At 46.1% G+C, this 13267-nt stretch carries 5 protein-coding genes; all 5 read right to left on the reverse strand.

The features are described from left to right. Positions 1-206: 206 nt before the first annotated feature. The 5 genes from CHX35_RS02885 to CHX35_RS02905 all read right to left on the reverse strand — a co-directional run bounded on the left by CHX35_RS02885 (position 207) and on the right by CHX35_RS02905 (position 13245). Positions 207-2039 carry a polyketide synthase gene (locus CHX35_RS02885; protein WP_091833648.1) on the reverse strand — a complete coding sequence of 611 codons (1833 nt, stop codon included), beginning with the start codon at positions 2037-2039 and terminating at the stop codon, positions 207-209. Positions 2040-2078: 39 nt separating this feature from the next. Beyond that, complete coding sequence (locus CHX35_RS02890) at positions 2079-2828, reverse strand: polyketide synthase (RefSeq protein WP_091833651.1); 750 nt, start codon at positions 2826-2828, stop codon at positions 2079-2081. A gap of 2 nt (positions 2829-2830) precedes the next feature. Beyond that, a complete protein-coding gene (locus tag CHX35_RS02895; protein ID WP_091833653.1) occupies positions 2831-3598 on the reverse strand; it encodes an enoyl-CoA hydratase/isomerase in 768 nt (255 codons plus the stop codon). Further along, a complete protein-coding gene (locus CHX35_RS02900; protein ID WP_091833656.1) occupies positions 3598-4857 on the reverse strand; it encodes a hydroxymethylglutaryl-CoA synthase family protein in 1260 nt (419 codons plus the stop codon). The genes CHX35_RS02895 and CHX35_RS02900 overlap by 1 nt, the downstream gene beginning before the upstream one ends. A gap of 102 nt (positions 4858-4959) precedes the next feature. After that, entirely contained in the window at positions 4960-13245 is an 8286-nt protein-coding gene (locus CHX35_RS02905) for an SDR family NAD(P)-dependent oxidoreductase (RefSeq protein WP_091833659.1), read from the reverse strand. Positions 13246-13267 lie beyond the last annotated feature (22 nt).

The following is a 13267-nucleotide window of genomic DNA, read 5'->3' on the forward strand; positions in this document are numbered from 1 at the left end:
TAAAATACTCTATTATATGATTTTTTATTGTAGTGATTTTTTTGCTAATTCGACAACCCCTATCAAATGATAAGTTTCCTATCCATTTCAACCATACAGGGAGGCTTTTCAATTATTGTCGAGTGGCGTGGCATCTCTAAATAATAAAGAATCCCCTTTAACTAAAGGGGATTCTTTATTGATGAAGGGGTGTACTTCCTCTCCTATCAATGTTCGAGGGAGTAGATTTTATCACACCACCTCGTGATCACTTCAAACACAGGTGATTCAAATAACAACGAAAAGTGATTTGATGCATCGACATCAATTGGATGCCAATTCCCAAACTGTTTCTCCCATTGTTTCCAGTACTCAATCTGATCAATCGTACAGTCACTGCTAGGATGGACAAAATAGGGTTCAAAATCTCCATAAAAAGCGTTACTGTTATTGCGGAAATAGTACGCCGTTACGGAATCCGGATCAGATAAAGGCAAGATCTTAAAGGCTTTTTCTTCAAAGGCTTCTTGGATAAGCAAGTTCTTTTCAAAGATACGAGTCAGTTCCGCTTCCGATTTCGCCATGGATAATCCACGTTGTGTACCCAATTGTATCAATTGATTTAAAAATGCATCCGGTTGCAGCTCAAAATTAACCTCTTTTTGATGGATCATCCGCTTAAATAACAACTCAGGCTCCCGACGCACTCGGTTGATAATCGACAAATTAACCGCTTGCAGTCGCTTCGAATGCTTGGATTGTTCAATATTTTGCATACCATTGGTATCCAATGTGTCGATCATCACCAGGGTACGGACAGTTTCTCCTCTTTCCTGTAATAGACGTGTCATTTCATAAGCAATGGCACCACCCAGTGAATACCCCCCTAAATCATACGGGCCTGTTGGCTGAACCCTACGAATTAATTCGATGTAATATTCAGCCATCTTCGGAATGCTGTGAATCGGAGGATGATCATTCATTCTCCCGCGAGCTTGGATACCATAAAAAGGGCGTGTTAAGCTTTGTGAAAACATTTGATACCCTTCTACTCCCCCTCCTTCGGAATGAATCCAAAAAACGGGGCTTCCCTCTACGATTTTATTTAAATGAATCAACTCTTGGTGGGATGCTGTTCTGGTGGATGAAGCTGAAGCAGTGCTGGGTGCAGATTGGTCAAAAGTGGAGAGAATCTTTTTGAGAACCTCTGGCTTATTTACAAAGGTTTTCTCCTGCATCTCCCACTCTTCTTTAAGCGTTTCATCAAGGCGCTCTTTAATGGGATCCGTCATATGCTTTTTCAAAAGGATCAAGGATTCTCGAGGCACTTGTGCTAAATCCTTAGCAAGTTGTATGGCTTCATTCATCACTTCTTTACGCGGAATGATCGGTGTCGTAACCCCTTTAGCAATCAATTCCTTTCCTCGATAACGATTTCCCGTATAAAGAACCTCCCGGGCTATGGAATAACCCAATTTTTCGGGAAAGATCAAGGTCGCACCGTCTCCAGGTGTAAAGCCATATTTCATATGGTTACACGTGTAAAAGCTCTCTTCGCTCATTAATACAAAATCACTGAACATCCCAAAGCACCAACCACCACCGAGCGCATGCCCCTGCATCGCTGCGATCACAGGAATTTCACATTCCATCGGCAATGTGTATAAATTTAAATCCGTCATTTTCGATTTACCTTCATAAAGTTCCAGCAATCCTTCGCGACCGCCCCCCGATGCAAAATAGGTGTCATAACCCGTTAGGATGGCTACTTTCATCTCGGTATGTTGCTTAATCCACTCAAATGCTTTAAACAACCCTGTAATTAGTTCGAGGGTAAACATATTTTTATTGGCACGATCCTGCATGGTTATGAGAGCAATTCCTGGTTCGATCTCTTTTATTTCTACCACATCGGGGTCTGATACTTCTTCTGATAGAGTAGAAGTCGGTTTTGTATCTGCTTCGGATGGGTGATCCATCAATCCTTCAATTTTTTGCTGTGCTTCTTCAGGCTCGATCTCTCCCCGTTGAAGCGCAAGTAAAGTTGCTCTAACATCCACCTGCTTTCACTCCCTCCATGTTCCTAGGGTCAGCTTCTATCACTTTCCAAATAAATCATGGATTCTCTCTTTCACCTCTGGGCGGTGAAAGGTTTTTTCATGCATCAATAGCTCCTGTTCCGTCACCATGGCAAGTTCCTCACGAATTGAACGAACGAGATGCTCTTTCAATGTGATCAAAGAAAATCGAGGCTTTTCTGCAATTTGATGCGCAAGTTCCAGTGCACGTCCCATCACTTCCGCCCGTGGCACAACAGGGAAGGGAAGTCCCCGTTTTTCCAACTCAGCTCCACGGTAATTCGCGGCATTGATCAACATTTCCTCTGCTAAACTAAACCCTAACTTTTTCGGCAGAATCATGGTCGCTCCCATACCCGGTGTAAATCCATATTTCATAAAATTGGTCGTATAAATACTTTCTCGACTAAAAATTACGAAATCAGCAAACAATGCCATCGCAAATCCTCCCCCGATTGCGTGCCCTTGCATCGCTGAAATCACTGGGATTTTGCAATCGAGGGACATTCTATAAATGTTGGTATCCGTAAACTGTTCCTTACCTTCAAAGATAGAGAGTAACCCCGTCTGCGTCCCCCCTGAGGCAAAATAGCTATCATAGCCCGTTAAAATCACACATTTATAATGCGGGTGATCTTCAATTCTCTGAAAAGCCTGCGTCAAACCATCGATTAGCGATTTTGAAAATGTGTTTTTATGAATACGATCTTCCATCGTTATTTGTACGATTTCGGGCGTCACTTCATGAAATGAAACCACAGTACTATCCATCGTTACTCATTCTCCCCAGGTAATTGTCCCTGTTCGACAAAGCGAACAATATTTTCAAGATTGGTAGCATCCGCGAAGATGGCACGATTCGCTGCTAAAGCAGGGGCCTTTGATTGTTGCAATACATCATCCAATTCATTCATATAGCGTTTATATCGGAGGATGCCTGCCTTTGGCATCCTTTTAAGGCGTAGCAAATGCTTACGTAACATGGATTGACTTTGCGAATCGTATGCATCAACCAGCCCCCAATCGTGTGCCTTTTCTACCGATATAGGCTGCGTCATGAGTGTCATATAATGAGCTTTTTGATAACCCATCCGACGAATCAGAAAGGGGAGCACACAAGCTGGAAAAAGGCCAAATAACAATTCAGAAAGGCTGAAAGTTGCCTGATCATCGGCAATCACGATGTCACTGGCAGCGACAAAACCAACCCCGCCAGCGTTCACTTTTCCCCGTACATGAGAGATGGTGATGAAGGGACCCGTAGCCAGGGTTTGCCACAATTGATAGAGCGGTTCAGGATCATTTTCCGTATTCAACCCACTAACCGCTTGGTTACGCATTTCCTGAAAATCAGCACCAAAACAAAAGACATCCGGTAACCCTTCTAAAACGACGACCTTTATTCGTTCATCGCATGACCGAAGAGCATGGGTGCATTCTTCGATCAATTGATGATTGATGGTGTTATTTGCATCTGGGCGATACAACTGGATAAAACAAATGGGATGTTGGGTTCGTACCTTAATCGTTGTGTAATTCATCAGACAAATTTGTATTCACGATGGAATTCGCGAATACTCTCCAAAAATAGTCTCCCCTTACCTTGCGACGCCCTATAGGGCTCAGGCAAAACATCCACATCCAATTTCACATTTCTTGTTCCAAACTTGACTGCGTCACTTCCCACCAACAAGGCATCATATTGATCCATGCTCAACGGATAGCGTTCGTTAAGCTGTGTTTCAATTTGAAAACGCTGCTGAAATTCTTGTCCTTGCCTTGACACCACACCACTATAAAATTCGGAACAGCAACCTGAACCATAGGAAAAAAGCCCTATTCGCTTTGATTGATCAAAGGTTCCATTATCAATTGTACTTGCGAGGGATAGTAGCACCGTCCCCCCCATAATGTTCCCCACACGTTGACAATAGTTCAGCCCAGGTAATACCCGTTGATGAAAGTCCTCCTCAATTTCCCTTGGCTTTGCCTTTACCATCTTACGCATCATCGTACGATGGGCCCCCTTCACCATCCCACCAAAGGGAGTATGAAAGGCGAGAAATTGAAAGGTATCGCGATAGTTAACGTCAACCACCCGTTTTTGATACTCCAGAAAAGCATTTTCACAACAATCGAGATACGACAACAGTGATAAGTCCGCATCTCCAGCCTCGCTATCCGGAATCGGTCGACAAGTATCCATGACTTCATAACCATAGTAACCATTGGCACCAACATCCACTTGAAACACGCGTGGGTTCTCGCCAATTAGGAGCGCTACCGCTCCAGCTCCACCGCTGGGTTCTGCGTAGGACCAATCCTCCGTCAACGCATCCCCACCTTCAGCGACTAAAAAGCGTGAGATATCCGTTGCGATTACAAGCGCCTTCGCTCCAGGGGAAGCCTGGGATAATATAAAATTAACAGCCATTTGAAAACCAGCTGTCCCTGCATAGCAGGCGTTCTTCAATTCAAACAATCGACAATTACGATTTAAGCCTAAATAGTGATGGATATAGGTACTCATCGATTTTCCAAAATCAATTCCTGACTCTGTACAGGTAATTAATAGTTCAATTCGATTTTTTTCTTCTTCAGTTAATTGATCAACAATCGGCTTCGCAGCATTTACACCAAAGGTGATCGGGTCTTCATAAGGGAGAGCCACTGCTTTTTCTTTCATTAATAAGTTTTCAAAACGAGTGGTGTCCAATTGACGATGTTTAGCCAGTTCCATGACACTTAAATAGGTCGTCCCACCAAAAACGTTCATTGCTTCAATCCCTACGGAAGCCATTATGGATTCCTCCTATTTATATAATCATTTAAATAGAAAAGTATAGGATTTCCTCTATTAAATCCTATACTTTTCTTTATCTACTTGTCCACCATTTACTGCCTAGATTGGAGATTCATTTCGATTGTTGGTAGACACTGCTATCTGTTGCAACAATTGATCCGCCACTTCTACATCCATCTCACCATTCTGAACTTGCGCAAGTACATCAGACAATGAAGGCATCGCTTTCGATAACTGATGACTCAAATAGGTCGCAAAGGCACGAAGATTGGGATAATCATAGATGGCATTAGCGTTAAGCGAGACGCCAAACTCCGTATTAATTGCTTGGATCCACTCGACTCCAATGATAGAATCTACCCCCATGTCAATAAAGTCGATCCCCTCATCCACATCGTTTAAGTCCATCACTAATACCTCTGCTAGCAAATGAGCGAGTTTTTTCGCTAGTTCTGCCTCACCAAGGCTTTCCTGAACGGGAGTTGATGTCTCACGGGGAATCGAAGGTTCTTTTGCTGACCCATTTACCCTCTTCGCTACGAATGCCTTTTCATCCCTTGGTTGGACGGAATCCAGTGGCATGTCGGGTGTCCATTGCTGTAACTCCCTATGCAAATATTGCGTAAACAAGTGCAGATTCGGATGATCATAGATGACATTGGCCGTAAGTGATCCTCCGTATTTCTGATTAATCTCTTGAATCCATTCGACACCAATAATCGAATCGACACCCAGATCGATAAAGTCCATGTCCCCTTCGATTTCATCACGTTCCATGATTAAAGCATCTGCAAGACTTTGTCTCACTTCCTCAAGAAGACGCGTATATGGAATAGTTTCTTGTGAAGGGATTGGATGATCTACCCTGGATTCCTGTGATAATCCTTCCCCTTCCGTTTTGCTATCTTCTCGGATCCTCTGATCTGTCAGTGCCAAGTTAATTGAAGGCTTTTGTTCTGTCGGATTGCCTCCCCATGGATTGGTGGTTTCACCCGTCTCTGTTAAGATGACCTGGGTAGGTTTCTGTAAGGATGTTGAAACAGGTGCCTTTGGCATCTCCGTCATACTCGATGTTTGTTCGGGCAAGGCCAGAGTTCGTCGTCCACTCGATTTTGTCATCGGATCTAGCGATTGACTTGTCGATACGGGTTCAGAAATCGGTTGCGGTTGCTTCACCCAATAATCCCCACGGACAAAGGGGTATGTGGGGAGGTGAATCCCCTGGGGCTCCCATTCGCCAACCATCTTTTTCCAAGGGATATCATAGCCTTGGCAGTACAGATCCGCTAATGCCTGGAGCATTTCTAGCACACGATCATGGTCGGTTGCGGATTGTAATTGCACCAACATTTCACGAATGGTATGTTGCAATACCTTAATGCCAGAAAAATCCCGAGGGACTTTTCCATAAAACAGATTAGGCACTTTCTCCTTCTCTTCCGCATGACGCAAAAGATGAATGGCATTTTCCTGATCTCGAATGACCAGGGCACATCGATGATTAAAATGATGACGCCGAGTCATCAGTGTATGCGCGACTGACGCGAGATCCCAATTTGTCCCCTCTTCCCCCTGTAGGGCAGCTACCATCTCTTGTACTTTCATCTGTAAGCTTTCTTCGGTTTTTGCTGATAAAACCAATAAATGATAGGGACGCTCTACGGAGGGCGTTTTCTCCTCGACAGGTGTGAAATTTTCCACAACCATATGGGCATTGGTACCACTCATCCCAAAGGAACTAACCGCCCCGCGGCGCTTTTGCCCTGCCGTATCGGGCCATGCCTTCGCTGTTTTATTCACATAGAAGGGACTATCCTTCCATTGAATAAAGGGATTCTCCTCTTCACAATGAAGGCTTGCCGGGATCGTGCCATGACGCATCGCCTGGACAAGGCTGACCAAGCTAACCAGACCCGATGCTGCGAAGGTATGTCCCACATTGCTTTTCACGGAAGTTAATGCACAAAATTTCGTCTCATCCGTACGGCTTTTAAAGGCTTGGGTTAACGCATTCACTTCAACCGGATCGCCTAGTTTTGTTCCGGTCCCATGTGCCACCACATAGTGAATCGACTCGGGGTTTACCTGGAACTGGTCATACACGTGCTTGATTAACTCCGTCTGCGCTGCCCCATTGGGTGCGGTAATACCATTGGTTTTGCCATCATAGTTGATCCCGCTGCCCCGGATCACTGCATGAATGGGATCCTTGTCCATCATGGCTTTGGACAGCAGCTTTAACACCACCACGGTAACCGCTTCCCCTGGCACCATCCCGTTGGCTCGTTTATCAAAGGCATAGCAGGTCCCATCTTCCGAGAACATTCCCGCTTGGCTAATGCCCCCCAATGTAGCAGAGGATAGAATTAGGTTGACCCCTGCAGCAATCGCGGTTTCACATTCCCCGTTTCGTAAGCTCTGACACGCTTGATGAGCCGCCACCAATCCAGAAGAACACGCTGTATTGATCGCCATCGCAGGCCCTCTCCCATTTAAAAAGTAGGAGAGGCGAGCCGCTAAAACGCCATCATGATTCGCGGTAATCGGCGCGTTCATTCCTGTAAGATACTGATAATCCCCCTGTTCAACACCGACAAACATGCCTAAGCGACCCTTCTCAACCTTCTCTGGTTCCACTCCTGCATCTTCTAAGGCGTTCCAGGATTCCTGGAGTAGCAATCGTTGCCGGGGGTCCATCGTGATGGCTTCCTTTGGCGTAATCCCGAAGAACATCGGATCAAATTCAGCTACCTCAGGAATCCAGCCGCCCTTCCAGCGACGCTGTTTTTCCTCTGGAAAGCGAGTCGTAGGGTGATCCGTTACCAGGTTTCGCCCCTCAGCGAGATGAGTCCACAGTTCATCAATGTTGCGCGCCCCAGGGAAACGCCCACTCATCCCGATAATCGCTATCGGCTCAGGAACGGATGAAGCATGGAACGTAGGGGTCATTGTTTTGTCAGGTGCCTGCAAATCTTTAACCGAGGAGATCGAGGCAACGAGGTCCTGTTGATTTTCCTCTTGAACAGACTCCACAAGTGAATCCACTTGGATTGTCTCACTGGGCAGTGTAACCGGCTCCTTCTGACTCGACGGAGCCACGGGTGTCTCGATTGCTTCTCCATAAAGGGTCGTCACGGCATCCGGATAGGAGGTTAGCAAATAGTCTGTCACTTGCGCAATGGTCGCATATTCATAGAATACCGCTGGGGTGATCTCGATGGTGAAATGATGGGCCAACTGTTCAGCAAAATCGACTAAACTGATCGAGTCAAAACCAAATTCAGTCAAATTTTCTTCACGATCCAGTTTCTTTCGATCCACTTTTAGCAGATGACTTACTTGTTCGGTGACCACCCATTCCACACACTGCGCTACACTCCATCCTTTCATCTCTGGACGTCGCCCGATCCCCTGAGGCATTGGCTTTTGGCTGTCCTTCGCAGGGGGACCCGCGTTTATAAAGGTAGCCTCTGTCTTGTCACTTTCCATTGGAACAGATTCATCACGAGCCATCGAAGGATCCTGTCGATCCAGATCGACTCCTAAAAAGCGATGTACTCGACTTGGTTGACCGACTAATACCAAGGGAGCATCCACGGATGAGGAAATCAACTGTTTGAAGAGGTCCCATCCTTCAGTAGTTTCTAAAAACCGTTGTCCACTTGCTCTTAGGTACATGTCTGTATTGTCATCCGTACCCATACGACCTTCACGCCATAATGGCCATTGAATCGCCACCGTTTTTCCTTGTCGCTTCCCTAACTCACATTGCTGATTTCTCTCCCTCGCATAGGCTGTGAGAAAACGATTGCCCATGGCATAATCACCGCTTCCAAAATCTCCGAGGGTTGCAGAGGTAGAGGAAAAGAGACAAAAGAAGTCAAGGGCTTCCTCGGCAAGGAGTGCGTCAAGAACGAGTGTCCCCTTCACCTTTGGAGAAAGCACTTGATGAACCTGATCGTTAGTTTTTTCAAAGATCGTTTGTTTCCCAAGCACACCAGCCGCATGGATCACCCCATGAATCGGTCCCCATTCATGACGAGCCGCTTCCAGCCCAAGACGCATCGCTTCTTGATCGCACACATCCGCCTGAATATAACGCACCCGCCCCCCCAAATCTTCTAGCGCTTTCAATTGCTCTTGCTTTTTTGTGGTGAGGGAAGAGCGGCCCGTAAGGATTAGTCTCCCTTGATAGTGTTGGGCCAGATGCTGGGCGAAGAGCCTACCTAACCCCCCTAAGCCACCCGTGATTACGTAAGTTCCACCTATTCTTAATTGGGAATCCTGTGAGGGAATCTCGATAGGGCGAATTCGGCGGATATACCGATGTTCTCCTTGATAGACTAGACTCTCTCCTGGATTTTGTAGCGCCTGCCATACACGGTCCATCCACGAATAAGCATCGCGTCTGGGATCATGTTCACCGATCAGGACACTTACCTGTACTTTTGGAAGCACCATGCGCAATGAGCGCTCTAAACCGATCCACGATTCCAAATACGCCCGCTCCCGCGGCTCCGTGTAGCTCCCTGCTAGGAGGAGTTGCTTTGGACGTATCTTAGTCTTACTCATACCCTGAAGCCAATCGAAGAGCCTGTCATAATTCTGGATATCCTCTATGGTTTCCAAGGGCCATAAATACGCGATGGCATCGACTGTCCCAAGGGTTCTTTCAATCTCTTGAAATAAGGCGTGATACGAATGAGCATATTCCTCCAGTTGATTCTTAGAAATAAACACGATTTGGGTATGGGGAGAATTCATTTGTAAGACCTGACGCATCGCTTGTTGTCGACGAGGCTCTGAAAGAAAACAAACCAGCGTCCGTGGAGGGGTTCCTTTTCCCTCTTCCCTCGATTTCTTCTCCCAGCTTTCAGAGAAAATCATCTGTCGAAGAGGCTCCTCCCCATTCATTGAGTCGATTTTCACGGGAGATGAATGGGGTGATGAAACTGATTCCATGGAGGGTATGGCATCCGGGGAGGAGACGATGGAGTTGTTGGAATCAGAAACAAGCGCTGCAACTTCTTGATCTTGGGTAATCTTTTTTTGTGGCAATGCCTTTTCTTGCACCCAGTACCGTTCTTTAGCAAAGGGGTACGTTGGTAGTGGCACCCGTTTGTACCCTCCATCCGCAAACAAATCGCGATAGGAACACTCATACCCCTGTACATACAATTCAGCAATTGCTGACAGCTGTTCACGATATTCCTCAGCATTGGTAATCCCTTGACAATCTTTGATCCACTGGTTCCCGTAACGCTTCCAAGAAGAATGCTTTCGTTGACTGCCCTCGAAGCGATCTGAGGAACAAACTGCTGGTGCCTCTCCCGCCTCAAGCCATCTCATCAGGTTCGTGACTAACGCCTCGGTACTCTGGGATACACAGACCAAACGGTGCTTCATCGGTTTGCGACCCATCATCAACGTATAACTGATGTTCCCCAAATCCAACGTGGGATTCCTCTGACAGTGATCCATCAACTGTTCTGCCTGTTGCCGTAATTGCTCGGGAGTTTGTGCAGACAAAGGAATCATGTATCCGGGTTTTTCAGGTGCCTTTTGTAGGGCAGGGGGAGCTTCTTCGATCACCATATGGGCGTTGGTACCACTTGCTCCAAAGGCACTTAATACGGCAAGGCGTTTTTTTCCTGGGTCGACATCCCATGCTTTGAGGCTCGTGTTTACATAAAACGGGCTCCCGGCAAAACGAATATTTTCATTTCCCGTCTCAAAATGAAGGGAGGGAGGAATTTGCTTGTGCTTTAGCGACAGGAGAACTTTAATCAGACTGGTAACACCTGCTGCAATCTGAGTATGGCCAAGATTGCTCTTGATCGAGCCAATTGCACAGTAATCCTCGTCATTCGTATCCTGACGGAATGCCCGACTGAGTGCATGAAATTCAATCGGGTCCCCTAGTTTTGTCCCGGTCCCATGGGCTTCCACCATCTGAATATCCCCAGCATGAATGCCAAATTCTTCATAGACCTGTCGTTCTAAGCGTTCTTGGGAGCGAAGGCTCGGGGCTGTAATCCCATTCGTTGTCCCATCCTGATTGATCCCGGACCCACGAATGATTCCATAAATATGATCCCCATCCGCCACAGCATCGGACAAACGCTTGAGAATAACCGCCCCTGCAGCTTCTCCTGGCACCATCCCATCCGCACGGTTATCAAAGGTGTGGCAATGACCCCTGCGTGACAACATCCCGGCTCGATCTGCTAACAAATGGTATTGGGGTGTGGCTTGAATATAAACCCCACCTGCCAAAGCCATATCCGTCTCCTTCGTCCATAGTCCCTGACAGGCGAGATGAACCGCTACTAAGGAACTAGAACAGGCTGTATCCACCACGATCGCTGGCCCTTGTAAATCAAGGATATAGGAGATACGTGCTGCAATTGCCGAATTTAACGAACCCCATAACGCTTGTGGAGGAGGATTTTCAGTAAACAATGTATTGTAATCCCCGGCTGAACCTCCTACATATACCCCACAGCGAACCTCTTTAACAGCTTCGCCAACATACCCCGCATCCTCAAGTGCCGTCCACGACTCCTCAAGAAAAATGCGTTGTTGTGGATCCATATACTCTGCTTCAGCTCCCGAAATATTAAAAAAGAAGGGATCGAATTGATCAATTCGATCCAGTAAGCTCCCATTTTCACAATAGGCTTGATTTTCCTCATAATACTGGGATAAATCCCATCGGCTCACTTTACGAACCAAATCCGTCCCATTCGCCAAATGCTTCCACAATTCATCCACATTGTTCGATTGTGCAAACCGTCCACTCATCCCGATAATCGCAATGGGTTCCTTTTCTAGAGCCCCACCGGTGCCGATTTCCTTTCCTTGCATTTCATCATTTGAAGGAGAATCCTTCGTTTCCTGGGAAATAGTCGATTCCATTCCTTCCGCCGTTTCGCTTTCTGTTGGCGTCAGGATTTTGAGGATCGCATGCTGATGTTCCGAGGCAATATACCGGGACAATTGGTTCACCGTACTGTAATCAAATACATCGGTAACCTCTAATTCAATCGCTAACTCCTCAGATACTCCTTGTACAAAATTAACGCCAAGGATCGAGTCAAGCCCATAATCAGCAAAGGATTGATCCGAATCCAACTCCGTCTCATCAATCTTTAATGCTTCAGACAATTTCTTTAATAGCGTATCCTGCACATACTCCTCAACCCGTGGATATTGACGATCATCACGATCATGAAATTGACGGGTCTCCTCAGCATCCCTTTCTTTTCCTCTAGTCCGTACCTTCTCATCTTGATTTTTTACGGGTTCGGTAAGTAAATGGACAACACCATCGCTTTCGGCAACAACAATCTGTTGCCCGAGGTCATGGGACTCCTCAGCTGGAAAAAAGACACTGCGAAACCCTTCACTCTCCATTACATTCTTCCACACATCCGGATAAAGCCCCGGACACCCAGGTATGCGCAACTCAGGATCTTCATAGAGCCACCAACCATCCAAAAGACCAAAGGTTAAGTGAGAAAATAATGAATTCTCGCTAATTTCATTGAGCAATAACAACCCATTTTTTCGTAAAAGCGCCTTCGTATTGCGTAACGTCTGTTTTATATCCTTGGTCGCATGCAACACATTGGATGCGATGACAATATCGTATTCACCCAAAGAAACATCCTGCTGGCTAAGCGGCAATTCTGCATTCACGATTTTACACGTCAAGAAGGGATAGTCATGACGATATTCCTTTTCTGCATGGAGCAAAAATGCTCGCGAAATGTCGGTATAACAATACTCTTCAATATGCTCCCGCAAGGAATGTAACCCTTTTAATACGGCCTCACTGGTACCCCCACTTCCAGCCCCAATTTCAATGATCCGAATCCGCGACAACGGATCTTGTTCAATCATTCCTTCTATAAATAGGGCAAGTGCATTACTCAACACCTGATTAAAGTAATCGGCTACCTCATTCTTCTTATAAATTCCCTCTACTAATTCCATGGACCCATTCGGAAACATCATATCCGTGGCTCGCTTTTTCCCGAGAAGAATATCGGGTAGCCCACGAATCGTTGCATCCACCAATTTTACCTGGGCCTGTACCAAGGGTTCTTGTAACCAGACTTCCTTCTCTCGCTCCCATTCTCTCCACAAAACGTGGGTATCCTGCTCGTCAGAATCTACGATTGTCAAACGGTTTCCATTCCGATGAATGAGACCTTCCTTCTCTAAAAATAGGATCGTGGTTTCAAACCATGATCGATATCGGCTTTGTAAAGGATGATTTGCTGAGAGTTCAGTGACCGTAAATGATTGATCGCCCAATAAGCCTATCCCTCGCAGCTGCTTTAAGAGCAATTTGCTCAAAAGCAGATCCATCTGTTTCATCAACAAACCTCCTCTATCTATG

Origin of the sequence: Marininema halotolerans, assembly GCF_900116235.1 — a bacterium.
Classification (GTDB): Bacteria; Bacillota; Bacilli; order Thermoactinomycetales; family DSM-45169; genus Marininema; species Marininema halotolerans.

Excerpts from the sequence above, each read along its gene's own strand:
- CHX35_RS02905 (WP_091833659.1), bottom strand. The coding sequence starts at position 13,245 with ATGAAACAGATGGATCTGCTTTTGAGCAAATTGCTCTTAAAGCAGCTG.
- CHX35_RS02895 (WP_091833653.1), bottom strand. The coding sequence starts at position 3,598 with ATGAATTACACAACGATTAAGGTACGAACCCAACATCCCATTTGTTTT.
- CHX35_RS02890 (WP_091833651.1), bottom strand. The coding sequence starts at position 2,828 with ATGGATAGTACTGTGGTTTCATTTCATGAAGTGACGCCCGAAATCGTA.
- CHX35_RS02900 (WP_091833656.1), bottom strand. The coding sequence starts at position 4,857 with ATGGCTTCCGTAGGGATTGAAGCAATGAACGTTTTTGGTGGGACGACC.